Source organism: Sorangium sp. So ce1335, from assembly GCF_051521615.1.
Lineage (GTDB): Bacteria > Myxococcota_A > Polyangia > Polyangiales > Polyangiaceae > Sorangium.
On record NZ_CP150363.1, the window covers coordinates 1,004,908 to 1,022,507 of the forward strand.

Consider the following 17,600-nt stretch of genomic DNA (forward strand, 5'->3'; position numbering starts at 1 on the left):
CGCGGGGGCTCGCCCGGCCGCGTATGCTCCGCCGCCTGCCAGCGAGCGCTCTGCCTCTCCGATCCAGCGTCGGCTGCCCATTCCTCACGAGCCATGACAACGACCCTCAAGGCCAAGCGCCGCGTCTCCTACGACTGCTCGAAGTGCCCGGCCTACTGCTGCTCCATCTACGAGCGGGTCGAGGTGACGCCCCGCGATCTGCGGCGGCTCGCCCGCCACTTCGGCCTCACGGTCGAGGCCGCCGAGCAGCGCTTCACGAAGCGCTACAACGACGAGCGCATCCTCCGGCGGCAGTCGGATCCGGTGCTCGGCCGCGTCTGCCGTTTCCTCGACCTGACGACGCGCGGCTGCACGATCTACGAGGCGCGCCCCGAGGTCTGCCGCGATTACCCCGGGAGGCCGCGGTGCGGGTACTACGACGTGCTCCAGTTCGAGCGGGAGACGCAGGACGACGCCAACGTGATGCCGCTCGTTCAGATCACGTTCCGGCCGAGGCCCAGGACGCCGGCGGGGTAGCTCCGAGCTGCCCTCCCCACGGGCCCACCGCGGCTCCGAGGTCGGTGTCGCCGAGGTCGTGCCCTGGGACGCTCACGCCATCTCGTTGAGCTCGTCCGCGTCGGCTCTTCTCTTCATGGGCAGCCACTCCTCCGGCCGGTCGGCCGGGTAGACCCGCAGCGACCCGTCGGCCGGGCCGAGCAGGTCGTCCACGCGCGCGACACCAGCGATCCGCTGCGCCGCCATCAGGCCCGAGATCGACGCGCCGGCCACCCCGTGGGCCAGCGTGCTCGCGCCGCACTGGTACAGGCCCGGGATCCTCGTCCCGATGGAGAACGACAGCGGCCCGAGCTGCCACGGCGTCTTGGCGGTGCCGTAGGCGGCGCCCCGGTACGAGGCACAGTAGAAGTCGTTCGTCAGCGGCGTCGCCACCGAGCGAAACACGACCGCGCGGGAGATGCCGGGGATGACGTTCTCCGCCGCCGCGATCACCTGATCACCGAGCGACTCCTTCAAGTTTTCGTACTCTGTCCCGCGCTCGCCCGTGCGGGTCTCCTTCCAGCGCGCGAAGGGGTCGTGGGGAACGAACGTGAACATCTCGATCGTGTGATGATCTCCCTGCGTCGGGTGGCCCGGGTCCTTCAGCGTCGTGATGGTCAGGAACAGGCCGTCCACCTCGCCGCGCGGGAGCTGGTACTCCATCCGCTCGTAGATCCGGCCCACGTCCTTTCCGCGGTACCACCAGTAGTTGCCTGAATCATAGCCCATGGACCGGAGATCCATGTCCACGGCGCAGAACACGCTGAGCAGGCTCGTCGAATACTCCATCCGCCGGATCTTGCGGCGCTCGCGGGCGGTCAGCTCCGGCGGGAGCAGCTCGCCGTAGGTGATCGCCGGGTCCGCGTTCGAGACCACGCTCGCCGCCCGCAGGATCTCGCCCCCCGCGAGCTCGACGCCCGCCGCGCGCCCGCGCTCGACGAGGATGCGCCTCACCCGCGCGCGCATCCGGACCTGACCCCCGAGCCGCCGCAGCGCCCTGATCATCGCGAGCGGGATGCGCTTGGCGCCGCCGCGCGGGTAATACCCACCGTTGAAGTAGTGGCAAACGATGCTCGCGTGGATCGGCAGCGCCACGCGCGACGGCGCGAGGCCGTGATCGCCCCCCTGCGCGGCCAGGATCGCGCGCAGCAGCGGATCGCGGATCGTCGCGTCCAGCAGGTCCTCCTGCGTGCGGAGCCCCCAGCGCACGAGGTTCGGCGCCTTGAACGGCAGGAGCAGCGCCCTCGGAAACTCGAGCATCGTGTCGAGCCGCGCGAGATCTCCGCTCAGCCCGCGGATGACGCGAAAGTACCTCTCCAGCCCCGCGGCCTCGTGGGGGAACCGCGCCGTGAGCCGGGCGAGGAGCCGCTCGAACCCCTTGGGCACGTCGAACCGCTCGTCGCCGATGATCAGGTGATCGAGGCCGTCCGGGTTGAGCTCGCAGAACTCGAGATCTCCCGAGAGGCCGAGCCCCTCGTAGAGCCGCCTCACGGCGCCTCCGGGCCCCAGCTCGCCGATGTAGTGCACGCCCGGGCTGAACCGGTATCCGTTCAGCGAGAAGCTGTGGGTCCACCCCCCGGGAAGATAGTGTTGCTCAACGACGATCACCTTCTGCCCCGCACGCGCGAGCGCGAGCGCGGCGGTGAGCCCGCCGGGGCCCGATCCGATCACGACGGTATCCGCCTGCATCCTGCGTCCCCCCTGGGACTCGGATGCTCCAGCGCGGAGCTCGGCTGCGCGCCGCCCGGCTCACTTTCCGCCGTCTGTTGGCGCCCCCGCGTCCGGCGGCGCCCTGTCCGCCTTCTCCAGGTTCGTGAGCGGCAGCGGGCACACGACAGGCACGGCGCGCGCGGGCGTCTGCGCCGACTCGCGCATGCACGTCTTGCCTGTCAGGCGGAGGCGCTCGCCCACCTGGAGATCGGACGGACACACGACCTCCTGCGAGGCCGAGACGAGGTCGCCGTCGATCCAGAACAGCTCGCACCCATCGTCCGTCCGCCGCAGGTGGTAGTGCCGCGTCGGGCGGCGCGGCGCGGGCGTGCCCTCCGCCGCGAGGGCGGCGCCCGCGTCGCCGCCCTGCGCCCCCGCGCCCTGGCCCCCCGCGTCGCCCTGGCACGCGGCCGCCCCGGCGACGAGCGCGGGCGCGAGCCAGCGGGCCAGTCGGCGCTGCGATGTCGGCGGCGGCATGGGGCGCCCTCCGGACCGGCCGCGATCAGCGGCTCGGGAAGAACATGATGGACATCTTCGTCAGGAAGAAGTCGGCGATCAGGATGGCGATCGACGTCACCACCACCGTGCGGGTCGTCGAGTGGCCGACGCCCTCCGTCCCGCCCCGCGTGATCAGCCCGAAGTGGCACCCGACGAGCGCGATGATCGCCCCGAAGAAGGGCGTCTTGTACATCCCGCTGAAGTAATCCATGAACGTGACGGAGCCGAGCGCCGTCCGCAGGAAGAAGCCGGCGGGGATGCCGAACTCGGTCGCGGAGATCAGCATCGCCCCGCCGAAGCCCATCACGAGCGCGAACGCGCCGAGCACGGGCATCACGACGATGCTCGCGAGGAGCCGGGGCAGGACGAGCTTCTTCAGCGGGTTGGCGCCGAGCGCCCGGATCGCGTCGATCTGCTCGGTGACCGCCATCGACCCGACCTCGGCCGCGATGCCGGCGCCGATGCGGCCGCCGACGATGACCGCCGTCAGCGTCGGCGCGAGCTCGCGCGAGAAGGAAAGACCGATGATGCGGCCCGTGTACTCCATGCCGCCGAACTTCTGGAGGCCGATGGCGAACTGCACCGCCATGACCATCCCGACGAACAGCGCCGTCACGGACGCGATGGCGGCCGACCGCACCCCGAGCGACTCCATCTGGTAGATGGTCGAGCGGATCTCGAGCGGCCTGTCGAATATCGACTTGATCGCCCCCCAGGTCATCCGCCCGAACTGCCCGAGGTGCTCGATGAACCCGACGACCGTGTCGTTGATCTTCGCGAGCAGGGGAGGGAGCGGCGGCGGGGCCAGGCTGTTCGGGGCCAGGCTGTTCGGCGGCGGCATGCTGCTCGGGCTCACGCTGGCGGGAGCCGGGCCGGTCGAGGAGGGCGGCGCCTCCGTGGCTCGTCGGGGCTCAGTCGCCATTGGCCGGCAGGGTCGAGAAGCCGCGGACCATCCGCGTGAACGCCGGCTCGCTGGCGGCGTAGCGGGCGGGATCGGCGATGAGGAGCATGTCGTACACGCAGCCGTTCTTCTTGAGCACCCAGACGTCGAACACCTTCGGCACCCCGTCGAGCTTCGCCGAGAGGACGGTGTGCATCGCCTCGCGGCCGTCGAACGGCACGACCTCCTGCTTCAGCACCTCGCGCTCGGTGAAGTGCAGGAAGAGGTGGTTCGTCAGCGAGATGAGCGGGACGTCCTCCTCGCTCTTGCAGCGCCCGTTCAGCGCGACCGTCGCCCCGTTCGCGTCGTCGCGGTACGCCACCGACGCGTCCGACACCGAGATCTGCCGCCAGCTCGCCGGCGCCGGCGGCACGCGGAACGCCACGTCCGGCCCGCGGTAGATCGTCCCGTCGAACGACGGGCCCCCGCAGCCGGCGAGCGCGAGCGCGAGGAGGCTGGCTCGGGCGGCCGCGGTCGCAGAGCCGGCGGCGGTGGGGCGCCTTCGAAGGGGTCGTCGCATCGCTGCGGGCCGACGCTATCACGCTTTTGCATCGTGGGCGAACCACGAGCGCCCTGGCCGTTCCGCCGCCGTCCTCCGACCACGCCCGTGTGCGTGCGCGAACGCCCGTCGGGCGCGCGCCGCGCCGCGCGTCCTCGCGCGCCTTACAACCCTCCGTCATCAGCCCCAGGGATCCCGCCGTCTCGGCGCGTCCCACGGCGCGGCGCGGCGGGGGCCGGGCGACGCGCGCCGGGGCGCCGCGCGCCAGTGCTGCCAGCGCTCGTGCTCGCGCGGGGTGCGCCCCACCATGAACAGGCGCACGAGGAAGAGCCCGGCGACGAACCCCCCGAGGTGCGCGAAGAACGCCACGCCGCCGCTGCGCATGCCGATCGAGCCGAGCCCGTTCAGCAGGTTCACGACGAAGTACTCGAGGATGACCAGCCACGCCGGGAGCTCGAGGAACAGCCCGAAGATGAACCACAAGAGGAAGATCGGGTTCAGCACCGTGATCGGCGACCGCGGGTACAGCGACGCGTACGCGGCCAGCACGCCCGAGATCGCGCCCGACGCGCCCACCATCGGGATCGTCGAGCCGGGGTCGATCCAGATCTGCGCGCCCGCCGCGGCGATGCCTGCCAGCACGTAGAACGCCGCGTAGCGGAGGCTGCCCAGCGCGTCCTCGACGTTGTCGCCGAAGATCCAGAGGAACAGCATGTTCCCCCCGAGGTGCGCCCATCCCGTCGGATCGTGCATGAACATGCTGCTGAAGACCGTCCACCACGTGTCGGTCGGCTCCCGGAGCAGGTCCAGCGGGACGAGGCCCCACACCGAGAGCAGCCGCTCCGGCGAGATCCCGGCCGAGATCAGCGAGCGCATCCAGAAGAAGCCGAGGATGTTGAGCGCGATCAGCAGGTAGTTGACGACCGGCACCCTGCGGGTGGGCAGTTGGTCACGGACGGGCAGCATTGCGCTTTACTTAAGCACGCGGGCCCGTGACAGCATCCGTCTGCCCTGATAGACCCGGCGCGATGTCCGAGCTGCGCCTTCACGACACGCTGACCCAGAAGCTCGCCCCGCTCGTCCCGCGGCGGCCCGGCGAGGTCCGCATGTACTGCTGCGGCCCGACCACCTACGACGTCGCGCACGTGGGCCATGGCCGCGCCGCGCTCGCCCCGGATATCCTCGTCCGCCACCTGAGGGCTCGGGGGCTCCGCGTCGTCTACGTCCGCAATGTCACGGACGTCGACGACAAGATCCTCCAGCGAGCGGCCGAGTCCGGCGAGCCTCCGATGGAGCTGTCGGCCCGGATGGCCCGCCTCTACCGAGACGACGTCGCCGCCCTCGGCTGTCTCGACCCCGACGTCGAGCCGAAGGTCTCGGAGCACATCCCGGAGGTCGTCGCCCTCATCGAGCGGCTGATCGAGCGGGGCGCGGCCTACGTCGTCGAGCGGCCCGGCGACGTCCGCGACGTGTACTACGCCGTCCGCAGCTTCTCCTCCTACGGCAAGCTCTCGAAGCGCAACCTCGATGATCTGCGGGTCGGCGCCCGCGTCGGCCCGTGCGAGGACAAGCGCGATCCGCTCGATTTCGCGCTCTGGAAGGGCGTCGCCCCCGGCGGGTGGGGCTGGGACAGCCCGTGGGGCAAGGGGCGGCCCGGGTGGCACATCGAGTGCTCGGCCATGTCGTGCCGCTACCTCGGCCCCGGCTTCGACGTCCACTGCGGCGGCATGGACCTCGTCTTTCCCCACCACGAGAACGAGATCGCCCAGAGCGAGGCCGCCCACCCGGAGGAGGCGCCGCTCGCCTCGATCTGGATCCACAACGGCTTCGTCAACGTCGACAAGGAGAAGATGGCGAAGTCGCTCGGCAACTTCGTCAAGCTCCGCGACGTCTACGCGCGCAACGACCCGGAGGCGCTCCGTTACTTCCTGCTCACGGTCCACTACCGGGGCCCCATCGAGTTCGACACCGAGAAGCGCGACGACGGCCGCGTCGTCTTCCCCGGCGTTGTCGAGGCCGAGCGCCGCGTCGACTACCTCTACGCCACGCTCGATCGGCTCTCCGCGCTCCTCGGTCCGTCCGGCGAGGGCGCCGCGCCGGAGCTCCCCGAGCGGCTCCCCAAGGGCTTCGCGGCGCTCCTCGCGCTCGCGGACGGCGCCCCGGCCCGCGCCGCCGCCGCGCTGGACGACGACCTCAACACCCCGGTCGCGCTCTCGGTCATCGCCGAGGTCGCCAAGGCCGCCAACGAGCTCGCCGACACCGCGCAGCGCCGGCGCAAGGACCAGGACGTCGCCCGGGCCGCGCCGCCGCTCGCGCGCCGCCTCCACGCGGCGCTGCGGTCGTCGCTCGACCTCCTCGGCCTCTTGCAGACGCCGCCGGCGGTCTACCACGCTCGCACGCAGGAGCGGCGCCTCGGGCTCCTCGGCAAGACCCGGCAGGCGATCGAGGCGAAGCTCGCCGAGCGCGCCGAGGCGCGCGCCGCCAGGGACTTCGCGCGCAGCGACGCCCTCCGGCGGGAGCTCGAGAGCGACGGCATCGAGGTTGCCGACTCCCCTACCGGTACGACCTTCCGGGTGAGCGTTTGAGGCTCCCTGCCTCGGCGCGCGCCCCGACCGCCGCTGTTCTTTGCACCAGTGGACGAAAACGGCGGGTAGATTTAGGTTTCCGCCCGATGCAGGCCGCAAGCGGCCCGCGTCCTGTGCAGCTCCTGCAGCCCAGAACGATGACGGACGACCATGGCTCGTGATCTCTACTCCGTGCTCGGCGTCTCGCGCGATGCGGACGAGGACACCATCAAGAAGGCGTTCCGCAAGCTCGCGATGAAGTACCACCCGGACAAGAGCCCGGGGAAGGCCAACGAGCAGAGGTTCAAGGAGATCAACCAGGCGCACGAGGTGCTGAGCGACAGGACGAAGCGCGCGCTCTACGACGAGTTCGGCGAGGAGAGCCTCTCGCAGAACTTCGATCCCGAGCGCGCCCGCGCCTACCGCCGCTACGCGAACGCCCGCGCCGCGGGCGGCGGCCGCGGCGGCCCCGGCGGCTTCGACGTCCAGGAGATCTTCGGCAACGCCCCCGGCGGCGGCGGCGGCGACTTCAGCGACATCCTCGGCGATCTCTTCGGCCGCGCCCGCGGCGGCGGCGGCGGCGCGGGCCGCCGCGCCCACCCGATGCGCAGCCGCGGCAGCGACGTCGAGCAGGACCTCACCATCGATTTCGTCTCCGCGGTGCGGGGCACGACGCTCCAGCTCCAGCGCGCCGACGATCCCGAGCCGGTGACGGTGCGCGTCCCGCCCGGCGCCGCCGAGGGGAGCCGCCTGCGCATCCGCGGCCAGGGCGGTCCCGGCGTGGGCGGCGGCGAGCCGGGCGACCTGCTCCTCAACATCCACGTCACGCCGCACCCGTTCTTCAAGCGCGAGGGCGACGACCTCCACCTCGACGTGCCCGTCACGATCGTCGAGGCGTACCGGGGCGAGAAGATCCGCGTCCCCACGCCCGACGGCGAGGTGACGCTCAAGGTCCCGCCGCGCACCCAGACCGGCCAGGTCATCCGGCTTCGCGGCAAGGGCATCGCCCGGAAGGGGAAGGAGCCGGGGGATCTCTACGTGAAGTTCCTCGTGCACGTCCCGACGACCGACGACCCCGAGGTCGCGAAGGCGATCGACCTGCTCGACGGCAAGGTCGAGGCGCCGCGCGGCGATCTCAGGTTCTGAGCGCAGGCCGGGCTCCCCCTCGCGCGGCCGGGGGCTGCTGCCCTTCGCGCGGAGGCGGGGAGGCCGTCGAATGCTCTTCCTGCCTTCGCGCCTTCGTGGGAAGGCCCCCCGGGCAGATGACAGCACCGCCCGCGGCCGCGCGTCCTCCTCGGCGGGCGCGCCGCCCGGATCGAGCCTCCATGAAGCCGCTCCTCGCGATCGATCCCCGGCCCCTCCTCGCGGCGGCCGTCGCGCTCACCGCGTGCACCGCCGCGCCGCCGCCGCGCCCGACCCCGCCTGCGTCGGGCCTCCCCGCGCCGTCCGCGGTCCACCCTGCGCCTGTCGGGTCGGCCGGGTCGGCCGCGCCGTCCGCGCCGGCGCCGGCCGTCGCTCCCCTCGGTGCACGCGCGCCGTCCGCGCCGCGCGCCCCCGACGCCGTCTCGCCGTCCGCGCCCGCCGCGTCCTCGCCGTCCGCGCCTGACGCGCCCTCGCCTGCCGCGGCCGCCGCGGCCGATCGCTCGTCGGGGCCTTCGATCGAGGTCGAGCCGCCTTACAAGCTCGGCCGCCACCCCGTGCCTCGCGGCCAGGCCGAGGCCGCGGAGCGCGATCGCTGGAACGCCGGGGGCAGGGGAGATCCGCCGGCCCCCCCGCCTCCGCCCGAGGGGCACCCGCTGCCTCGGATCATCGTGGACATCGCCCAGGTCAAGGGGCCGCTCAAGGCGCGCGAGGTCGAGCGCATCGCCCGGCGACACCTCTGGATCCACGTCTACTCGTGTTACCGGCTGCGCGCGTACCGGGACCCGTCGCTGCACGGCAAGACCACCGTGCGGCTCACCGTGAGCCGCAGCGGCAAGGTGACGGGCGCGCGCGCGACGGCGTCCACGCTCTCCGCGCCGGACGTCATCTCGTGCCTCGCCGCGCGCGCGAAGTCGCTCCCGCTGCCCAGGGCCAAGGCGGGCTCCACGGTCGTGGCCACGCTGCAGGTCTATCCGGGCGACGACCCGGTCGAGCCCCCGCCGTCCATCCTCGCTCCGGGCCCCGGCGAGCTCCAGCCCGAGGCGATCGCGGCCGCCGTGGCCGAGGCGTTGCCCGCGTGGCGGAGCTGCTACGAGGCCGCCCTCGCGGGCGCGCCCGCGCTCTGGGGCCGCCTCGCGATCCGCTTGCACGTGACGGACACGGGCGCCGTCGACGAGGCCTTCGAGGCCGAGTCGCGCTTCCCGGACGAACGGCTCACCCGCTGCGTGCTCCGGCGCGCGCGCGCGCTCACGTTCCCGGCGCCCGAGGGCGGCGATCTGCGGCTCGTCGTGCCGCTCCGGTTCTCGCCTGAACCGCAGAGCCCCGGACGCTAGCCACCTCACAAGGCGCGGTCGTCCGGCGCGCTCCCCGCGTGCGAACGCTCACAGCGCGTGCACGACCGAGGCGGCCGCGCAAGCGAACCGTGCAGCGACAAATTGCGCGTTCGGGTCTATGTGCAACTTTTCAATGGGGGAGGAGGCTTTGGTTACATGGACATCTCGCCGGGCACCATCGTTGGGGGGAAGTACTTGCTGGAGCGGCAGCTCGAGCGTCCTGGCGCGCGGGTCACGCGCGACCGGGGCTCGGTCTGGGTCGCGCGCGACTGGCAGCTCGGCGCGCGCGTCGCGCTCAAGCTCTTCTGCCCCGACCAGGTTGGCGTCGCGGGGGATCTCCTGCGGATCGAGCGCTGGCTCCGCGCTGCCGCCGCGATCGAATCGCGGCACGTCGTGCGCGTGCACGACCACGGCGTCCAGGACGGCGCGGTCTACCTGGCCATGGACCTGCTCTCCGGTGAGGATCTCGCGGCGTGCCTCCACCGGCGCGGCCGGCTCCCGCTCCAGGAGGCCGCGCGCGTCGCCGTGCACGCCGGCGAGGCGCTGCAGCGCGCCCACGCCGCGGGCCTCCTCCACCAGAGCCTCCGGCCCGAGAGCGTCTTTCTCGCGCAGGAGGGCGGCGAGGAGATCGCGAAGGTGCTCGACCTCGCGCTCCCGAAGACGGTCACGCCGCGGCTCGTCTGCGAGGCCGCGGTCGAGGCCAGCGCGAGCTCTCTCCACTACCTCAGCCCGGAGCAGATCCGATCCGAACGGACCCTCGATGCGCAGACCGATCTGTGGTCGCTGGCGGCGGTCCTCTTCCACGCCGTGACCGGCCACGTCCCGTTCCCCGGCGACATCGCCAGCGTCGTCGCCTCCAAGATCCTCCTCGCCCCGGCCCCTGTGGCGACGCAGCTCGTGCCGCGGCTGCCGCTCGCCGTCGACGGCTTCTTCGAGAAGGCGTTCGCGCGCGACCGCGCCCGGCGTTTCCGGTCGGTGGAGGAGCTCGTGGAGTCGTTCGCTCGCGTCGCGGATCTCGCGCCGCCGCCGTCGTCCGGCCTGATTCGTCCGCCGCCCCCCCCGGCGCGTGTCGCGCGGGCTGCCACGGCGCGCTCCCTGGCCGCGGCGTTCGCGCGGGCGAAGGCCGCGTCCGCCCGCCCTCCTGCGCCGAGCGAGCCCGCGCTCGCCGCGCCGGGCGTTGACGGCAGGACGCCGCCCGACGCGCTCCTCTGCGCGGACCGCAGGACGCCGCCCGACACGCTGCTCAGCGCGGAGAGCTCCGCCTTCCCGCGCGGGAGCGACGCGCCGTCCGCGCGCGGCCGGTGGGTCATCCCGGCTGGCCTGCTCGCGGTGCTCGGCGTGGCGACGCTCGTGACGACCTCGCGGCTCGATCGCCCCGCGCCGCCGGCGATGGCCTCGACCGGCGCGCGTGCGGCCGTGCTCTCGGCCGCCCTCGTCGCCGGCGGTCGGGTCGGCGCGCCGCCGCCCCCGCCCGGCGCTGCGCCCTCGGCGCCGGTCCGCCGCGCGCCCCTCGCGTCTCCCCAGCGCAGCGCGCGCGCGACGGTGCCCGCGCCGCCGAGCGCTGCGCCGGGCTCCGTGCAACCTCGCCCTGCGCGGCCGGCCCCGCCCGCGGAGCCCGCCGCCACGACAGGGCGCGTGCGCCACGGCCTCGTGCGCGACTGAGCGGGCCGCGCTACGCGTCCCGGGCCGCGCTGCCCTCGGCGTCCGTCCTCTCTTACGCGTCGCCGTCGGCGTCCGTCTTCTCTTGCGCGGCCCGCTCGGCGTCCGCCTTCTATTGCGCGGCCCGCTCGGCGTCCGCCTTCTCTTGCGCGGCCCGCTCGGCGTCCGCCTTCTCTTCCGCGGCCCGCTCGGCGTCCGCCTTCTCTTCCGCGGCCCGCTCGGCGGCCGCCTTCTCTTGCGCGGCCCGCTCGGCGGCCGCCTTCTTCTCCTCGGCGAGGTCGCGCGCCTTGCGCGCCTCCTGCGCCGCGCGGATGGCCGACAGCGGCCCGCGCGCCTCGCGGTGCGTCCGCTCTGCCTCGGCGCGCGGCTCGCTTCCGTTCCCGACGCGCGCGCCGGTCATCAGCTCGAAGTACCCCGCGTCGATCCACACGGCGCCGAGCGTGTGCGCGATCTCCGCGCCCTCCGGCCCGAAGTACCCGACCGCGCCGCCGTAGACGCGCCGCGGGCCCGCCTCGAGCGCGCGGCTGATCGCGCTCGCGCGCGCCGCCGGCGCGCCCACGGCGCTGCCGCCGGGCAGGGCGGCGCGGAGCGCCTCGATCGGCGACGCGCCGCCGCTGCGCGGCCCCGCCGACGGATCCTGCTCGACGCGGACGAGCGTCTCCCCCGACGCGCCCGCGATCGCGAGCCCCGGCGCGAACGGCGACTCGGCGAAGTCGAGGAAGTAGAGGTGCGTCGACGGCGCGAGCAGCCGCAGCGCGCGGTACACGTCGAACGGGTCTGCGCCCCGCAGCGGCGCCCTGAACCGGCGGGCGAGCACCACTTCCTCCGCCTCGCCGGCGGCGATGCGCTCGCGCGCCGCCGCCACCTTCGCGGCGTAGATCTCGTCGGTCACCGGCGTCTCGAGGTGCTCCGGCAGCGCCTCCGGATCGAGCGCGGGCAGGCTCTGCTGCTCCGGCCCGTGCGACAGCTCCCAGGCGCAGCGGTTCACGGCGCCCTGCGATCGCCCGGCGATGGTCATCGTCTGCGCCACGCTGTCGAACACGACGACGGTCGCGTCCTTCATGACGCGCCCGAGGTACATCTCCTCGGGCCACGGCTCGACGTCCATGAGCTGGTGAACGGCGCCGTGGGAGACGAAGCCGACGAGGGACTGGCAGACGCGGGCCGCCAGCCCGCTCGATCCGTCCGCCGTCGCCGGCCCCCCGAGCCCCTCGATCAGCGTCGCGAACGGGTCGAACCCGCTCGGCAGGATGCTCTCCGAGCGCGCGCGGTAGCCGAGGATCGCGTAGCGGCCCCAGCGCTCGCCGGAGACGGCGGACTCGAACATGAACGACGAGCGGCCCGGCGACTGGGCGCGGAGCGCTGCGTACGCGCGGACCGGCGTGACGTGATCGGCCGGGAGGGTACGGATCACGAGGGGGCTCATGGCGGCCCAGCCTACACGACGTTGCGCCCTCCGGCGAAGGGGGCCAAGGTACGCGGGACATGACGGTGCGAAGCGCGCTCGCCCTCTCATCGCTCCTGTGTCTGGGCGCCTGCGGCGGCGCTCCGCCCTCTCCGGAGGCGCGCACCACCGTCGTCTCCCTGCGGAACATCGACTGCGAGGCGTGCGGCGCCGAGCTCGTCTCGGATCTCCGCCAGCGCCCCGGCGTCTACGCCGCGTCGTTCGACAGGCGCCGCGCCGAGATCTCCGTCACCGCGTCGCCGTCGTTCGACGTCACCGGGACGGTGAAGCAGCTCGCCGCCGACGAGGGGTTCGAGGCGGTGATCGGCGCCGGCAAGGGGCACTACGCCGGCTGGGCGACGTTCCCCGAGGGCGCCGACGCCCTGTCGATCGCGCAGGGCGGCGCGGACATCCCCGATCTCCGCGCGCACGTCGTGCCCGGCAAGGTCACGGTCATCGATTTCGCGGCGGGCTGGTGCATGCCCTGCCGCCGGCTGGACGCGCACATGGCGAAGGTCCTCGAGGCCCGGCGGGACGTCGCGTACCGCAGGCTCGACATCGTCGACTGGGACACCCCGCTCGCCCGGCGTTACCTGAAGCAGGTCTCGAAGCTGCCGTACGTGATCGTCTACGACACGGCGGGCGCGCAGGTCGACGCGATCGCCGGCCTCGCGCTCGACGCGCTCGACGCGGCGATCGAGCGCGGCGCGCGCCGCTGAGCCCGCGCGCTCGCTCGATCGACCGGCCGATCGGGTCAGTAGTGGCCGAAGAGGTCCTGGATGCGCGACTCGAGCGCGACGGCGATCTTGTAGAGCGACGAGATGGACGCCGACGACTCGGCGCGCTCGATCTGCGAGAGCAGCGACACGCTGAGCCCGGTGCGGCGCGCCATCTGCTTGAGGGTGAGGTCCTTGTCCTTGCGGAGGTTCCGGATCGTGTCCCCGATGACGCGGTGGAGCTGCTCCTCGGGCGTGCGCGCGAGGCCCTTCTTGCGCATCACGCGCGCGAGCACCTCGCGGAACTCGTCGACGTTGAACGGCTTCTTGATGTAGTCGACCGCGTCGAGCTTCATGGACGCGACGGCGCTCTCGAGGTTGGGGAAGCCGGTGAAGATGACGACGGCGATGTCGTTGTCGACCTTGCGGATGCGCTTGAGGACCTCGATGCCGTCGAGCTTCGGCATCATCAGGTCGAGGATGATGAGGTGGTAGCCGCCCGCGCGGACCTCCTCCTCGACCGTCGTGGGGTCGCCCAGCGTCTTGACTTGATAGCCGTCGCGCTCGAGCAGCGTCTGCATGTAGTCACAGATCGCCCGGTCGTCGTCGACGATCAGGATGCGTACAGCGGGAAGCTCAATTGCCACCTGTTCCTCCTCTCACGACCGGCCGAGCCGGTTCGTCCTGATCCGTTCTGGAAGGGCCCGCACAGGCGGTCCCTGCTCAACGTTGCCCGAGCAGGGGGCGAGGTCCTCACCGGCGCCACAGGGGCCTCGCTCTCTGCAACATCTCGGCAACATCGGGATTCCAGTGACACTTTAACACAGCCTGGGCAAGGTCGTCGCGGGACTTTTTTCTTGCGCTCCACTGATTCTTGGCTTCGTGAAACGTCCGGGGCGCCGGGGTGGTCCGGGGGCAGATGTCGTTAAATTTCCGTGGTTTGTCGCCGTGCGGTGCCCTGGAGGGCGTGTAGGTGCAGCGCGAGCGCGAGGCGTCCCGGATCCCCCATCGAGATTTCGTCTTGACAAGAGCCTCACTCTTGGCGATGTTGCGCGCCCGCTGTTCAGCGGGCGTTGCTCACGCGGCAGCGTACGGGGCGTAGCGCAGCCTGGTAGCGCACTCGGTTCGGGACCGAGGAGTCGGAGGTTCAAATCCTCTCGCCCCGACTACTTCTCGACACTCTCTCCGGTGGAATCATCGCAGGACGGCCCTCGCCGTACCCGGTGACCACGCCGCTCACCCTCAGCGACCGCGGCATTGCGCGCTGTCGACCAGCGTTGCCAGACGCGGCCGCTTCGCTGCCACCGTGGCCCTCGCCGAAGGCCGCAGCCTGCGTTGCTGGCGTGTTCGCTGGGTCGGCGTGACCTCCGGCCCGCCTGGCGCCTCGCCGAAGGCCGCAGCCTGCTCGGTAGCTGGGTCGGCGTGACCTCCGGCCCGCCTGGCGCCTCGACGCAGGCCGCAGCCCGCTCGGTAGCTGCTCCACGGGAAGGCGGTAGGCCCCGGGGGAGGGCCGCTGCTGAGCGGTGAGGATGGGGTGGGGTCGTCCCGCGCCGCGCGACGCAGAGGGCCTCCGCGGGCCGGGCAGCTCGCCAGGCCCTCCCGCCCCGCGCCGCGCGCCGCATGGGGCCTCCGCGGGCCGGGCAGCTCGCCAGGAGGGCCTCCCGCGCGGGCCTCCTCCGGCCCGCGCGCTATCCCGTGCGCCCCGCCAGGTTGGCGATCACCGCCGCGAGCTCCGACGCCTCGATCGGCTTGGGCACGTGCGACTGGAACCCCGCCAGCAGCGCGCGCGTCCGGTCCTGCGCGCTCGCGTACGCCGTCAGCGCCGCCGCCGGGATCCGCCCCCCGTGCTCCGGGCTCTGCGCCCGCAGCCGCCGGATCAGGCTGTAGCCGTCCTCCCCGGGCATCCCGAGATCGCTCAGGATCACGTCCGGCTTCTCGCGCGCGATCGCCGACAGCGCCTCGTCGACCGTCGCGACCGCCGTGATGGTCGCCCCCTTGCGCTCCAGCACCGTGGTCACGAGCTCCCGCGCGTCCGGCTCGTCGTCGACCATGAGCACGCGCACACCCTGCAGCGTCGGCTCCGCGTCGGCCGCCAGGCTGCTCATCCCGTCGACCTTCCGCAGCGCCGCGATGGCCCCGCGCGGCGCGAGCGGGATGTCCACCGTGAACGTCGCGCCCTTGCCCTCCCCCGCGCTCTCCGCCCTCACCGTGCCCCCGTGGAGCTCGATGAGGTGGCGGGCGATCGCGAGGCCAAGCCCGAGCCCGCTGTGCGGCCGCGTGCTCGTGCTGTCGGCCTGACGGAAGCGGTCGAACACGTACGGCAGGAACTCCGGGACGATCCCCTGCCCGTTGTCGCTCACCTGGATGCGGGCCACGCCGTCGACCTTGCCGAGCTGGATCGCCACCTTGCCGCCGCGCGGCGTGAACTTGATCGCGTTCGACAGGAGGTTCCACACCACCTGCTGCAGCCGCGTCTGGTCGCCCGAGATGGGCCCCGCGGTCGCGTCGAGCTGCACCGCGAGCTCGATCCCCTTCGCGTCCGCGCCGTGGCGGACCGCGTCGATCGCCGCGTTGATGATCGGCGGCAGGTCGATCAGCATCACGTCGAGCCGCAGCTTGCCCGTGATGATGCGCGACGCGTCGAGCAGATCCTCGACGAGCTGCGCCTGGAGCGTGCCGTTGCGCTCGATCGCCTCCAGCGCCCGGACGTGCGTGTCCGGCTTCAGCGAGCCCTGCCGGAGCATGCGCGCCCAGCCGAGGATCGCCGTGAGCGGGGTCCTGAGCTCGTGGGACAGCGTGGCGAGGAACTCGTCCTTCGCGCGGTTCACCTGCTGCGACTCGCGGTAGAGCTGGGCGTTGTCGAGCGCGAGCGCGGCGAAGTTGCAGAGCTCCTCGGCGAGCGCGAGATCGTCGACGCCGTAGCGCCGCCCCGGCTCGGTCGAGAGGAGCGTGATCGCGCCGCGCGTCCGGCCGCGGGCGCGCAGCGGCACGATCATCGCCGAGCGGACGCCGAGCTCGCGGAGCAGCGCCAGGTAGGCCGGGTCGTGCCCGCCCGACCAGCTCTCGCCGTCGGGCTCCCGCGACGAGGCGCGCTGCCACGCCATGCCCTCGACGTCCGAGACGAGGAGCGACTCGCCGCGCCGGAGCACCGCGTGCACCGCGCCCGGCACCTCGGGGTCGCTCGGGTAGCGGCCCGACAGGTCCTTCGCCAGCGCCTGCTTCGCGTTGCTCGCGTGCACCGCCGCGAGCCGCGTCAGCGAGCCGTCGGGCTCGACGATGTCCACCACGGTGGCGTCCGCGATGTGCGGCACCGCGAGGCGCGCGACGTTCGCCAGGGTCGTGTCGTACTCGAGGCCCGACAGCGCGAGCTGCCGGCTCGCCTCGCCGATGAAGTACCGCCGCTTGTCGGCGAGCCGCTTCTCGGTCACGTCGCGGAAGACGAGCACGAGCCCGACGAGCTCGCCCTCGTCGCTGCGGATCGGCGCGCCGCTCGAGTCGATCGCGAGCTCCGAGCCGTCGCGGCGCAGGAGCAGCGTCGTGTCGTCGAGCCCGATGATGCCGCCGTGGCGCAGCACCTCGGTGACCGGGTTGTCGAGGTCGTCGCGCGTCTGCTCGGAGATGACCCGGAACACCTCGGAGAGGCGGCGGTCCCGAGCCTCCTCGAGCGACCAGCCGGTCAGCTTCTCGGCGACCGCGTTCATGAAGTCGATGCGCCCCGAGCCGTCGGTCGAGATCACCGCGTCGCCGATGCTCTTCAGCGTCGTCGAGAACTTCGTCCTGCTGACCCTGAGGTCCGCCTCGAGCTGCTTGAACTGGGTGATGTCGGCGAAGATGGAGACGGCGCCGAGCATCTCGCCGTCGGGCGAGTAGAGCGGCGCGCAGCTCCCGAGCAGCATGCCGTGGGTGCCGTCGAAGCGCTGGAAGTGGATCTCCTCCGCGGGCACGGTCACCCCGCTCGTGAGGCAGCGCGCCATCGACCAGTCCTCGGCGGCGAACGGCCGGCCGTCGGGGTGGAACGCGCGGTAGCGCCCCCAGCCCTCGACGTTCTCGGCGGTGGAGCTGCCGGCCCAGATCCGCTCGGAGGCGCGGTTCTGGAGGATCAGCTTGCCCTGGGCGTCGGAGACGATGATGCCGTGCGGGCTCTCGCTGAGGAGCGCGTCGAGCAGCCCGCGCTCGTGCCGCGTGACGGCGCGCAGCCGCTCGACCTCGCGGCGCAGCGCCTCGACCTCGGTGTCGATCGGGGGCACCGACGCCGCGAGCGGCGTGAGCTCGAAGGAGGCGCTCGCTGTGGGATCGAGGCTCGCGATGGCGCGATCGATCTCGACGACCGCCGGGCCGATGAGCCGTCGCTGCTCGGCGGCGCTGGCCGCCTCGTACAGCAATGCCCGGGCCTGCGCGAGCGCCGTGACGATCGGGATGTCCGAACGTTCGGGCATGGGGCTAAGGGATCCCACGGCCGCCGGACGCGAACAAGATGCTATGCGAGCGATCTGACACGGAAATTACGCCGAGCGACGTGGACTTCTCGTTGGACGGACTCTTCCAGTGGGCCGGGGTACCCC

At 72.8% G+C, this 17,600-nt stretch carries 14 protein-coding genes and 1 tRNA gene; 7 read left to right on the plus strand and 8 right to left on the minus strand.

Features of this window, described 5'->3' with window-relative positions; all coding sequences use genetic code 11:
- Nucleotides 1-93 precede the first annotated feature (93 nt).
- Complete coding sequence (locus WMF24_RS03605) at nt 94-516, plus strand: YkgJ family cysteine cluster protein (protein WP_437734934.1); 423 nt, start codon at nt 94-96, stop codon at nt 514-516.
- Between the two features lie 72 nt (nt 517-588).
- Here the strand turns inward: WMF24_RS03605 and WMF24_RS03610 are convergent, their stop codons facing one another.
- From WMF24_RS03610 to WMF24_RS03630, 5 genes are all read right to left on the minus strand, one after another.
- Nucleotides 589-2,223, minus strand: coding sequence for a phytoene desaturase family protein (locus WMF24_RS03610; RefSeq protein WP_437734935.1), 1,635 nt, complete (start codon nt 2,221-2,223; stop codon nt 589-591).
- 60 nt (nt 2,224-2,283) lie between these two features.
- Nucleotides 2,284-2,721, minus strand: coding sequence for a hypothetical protein (locus tag WMF24_RS03615; protein WP_437734936.1), 438 nt, complete (start codon nt 2,719-2,721; stop codon nt 2,284-2,286).
- Nucleotides 2,722-2,746: 25 nt separating this feature from the next.
- Entirely contained in the window at nt 2,747-3,598 is an 852-nt protein-coding gene (locus WMF24_RS03620; RefSeq protein WP_437734937.1) for an MlaE family ABC transporter permease, read from the minus strand.
- A 55-nt stretch (nt 3,599-3,653) separates the two neighbouring features.
- Nucleotides 3,654-4,202, minus strand: a complete 549-nt coding sequence (locus WMF24_RS03625; RefSeq protein WP_437734938.1) for a hypothetical protein — start codon at nt 4,200-4,202, stop codon at nt 3,654-3,656.
- A 159-nt stretch (nt 4,203-4,361) separates the two neighbouring features.
- Complete coding sequence (locus WMF24_RS03630; protein ID WP_437734939.1) at nt 4,362-5,147, minus strand: rhomboid family intramembrane serine protease; 786 nt, start codon at nt 5,145-5,147, stop codon at nt 4,362-4,364.
- Nucleotides 5,148-5,209: 62 nt separating this feature from the next.
- Here WMF24_RS03630 and cysS point away from each other — a divergent pair, with 62 nt between their 5' ends.
- From cysS to WMF24_RS03650, 4 genes are all read left to right on the plus strand, one after another.
- Nucleotides 5,210-6,766, plus strand: coding sequence for a cysteine--tRNA ligase (cysS, locus tag WMF24_RS03635; protein ID WP_437734940.1), 1,557 nt, complete (start codon nt 5,210-5,212; stop codon nt 6,764-6,766).
- Nucleotides 6,767-6,916: 150 nt separating this feature from the next.
- The gene (locus WMF24_RS03640; RefSeq protein ID WP_437734941.1) at nt 6,917-7,891 is read left to right on the plus strand and encodes a DnaJ C-terminal domain-containing protein; all 975 of its coding nucleotides are present in this window, start codon (nt 6,917-6,919) and stop codon (nt 7,889-7,891) included.
- Between the two features lie 179 nt (nt 7,892-8,070).
- Entirely contained in the window at nt 8,071-9,219 is a 1,149-nt protein-coding gene (locus tag WMF24_RS03645; protein WP_437734942.1) for an AgmX/PglI C-terminal domain-containing protein, read from the plus strand.
- Nucleotides 9,220-9,375: 156 nt separating this feature from the next.
- Nucleotides 9,376-10,881 carry a serine/threonine-protein kinase gene (locus WMF24_RS03650; RefSeq protein ID WP_437734943.1) on the plus strand — a complete coding sequence of 502 codons (1,506 nt, stop codon included), beginning with the start codon at nt 9,376-9,378 and terminating at the stop codon, nt 10,879-10,881.
- Nucleotides 10,882-10,990: 109 nt separating this feature from the next.
- Here WMF24_RS03650 and WMF24_RS03655 read toward each other — a convergent pair whose 3' ends face one another.
- Complete coding sequence (locus WMF24_RS03655) at nt 10,991-12,304, minus strand: chorismate-binding protein (RefSeq protein ID WP_437734944.1); 1,314 nt, start codon at nt 12,302-12,304, stop codon at nt 10,991-10,993.
- A 59-nt stretch (nt 12,305-12,363) separates the two neighbouring features.
- Here WMF24_RS03655 and WMF24_RS03660 point away from each other — a divergent pair, with 59 nt between their 5' ends.
- Complete coding sequence (locus tag WMF24_RS03660) at nt 12,364-13,041, plus strand: thioredoxin family protein (protein ID WP_437734945.1); 678 nt, start codon at nt 12,364-12,366, stop codon at nt 13,039-13,041.
- Between the two features lie 35 nt (nt 13,042-13,076).
- Here the strand turns inward: WMF24_RS03660 and WMF24_RS03665 are convergent, their stop codons facing one another.
- The gene (locus WMF24_RS03665; protein WP_020732843.1) at nt 13,077-13,685 is read right to left on the minus strand and encodes a response regulator; all 609 of its coding nucleotides are present in this window, start codon (nt 13,683-13,685) and stop codon (nt 13,077-13,079) included.
- Nucleotides 13,686-14,130: 445 nt separating this feature from the next.
- On the opposite strand from WMF24_RS03665, the gene WMF24_RS03670 reads away from it, so the two are divergent.
- A tRNA-Pro gene (locus WMF24_RS03670) sits at nt 14,131-14,204 on the plus strand.
- 522 nt (nt 14,205-14,726) lie between these two features.
- Here the strand turns inward: WMF24_RS03670 and WMF24_RS03675 are convergent.
- Nucleotides 14,727-17,474: an ATP-binding protein gene (locus tag WMF24_RS03675; protein WP_437734946.1), complete on the minus strand. Its 2,748-nt coding sequence runs from the start codon at nt 17,472-17,474 to the stop codon at nt 14,727-14,729.
- Nucleotides 17,475-17,600: the final 126 nt, after the last annotated feature.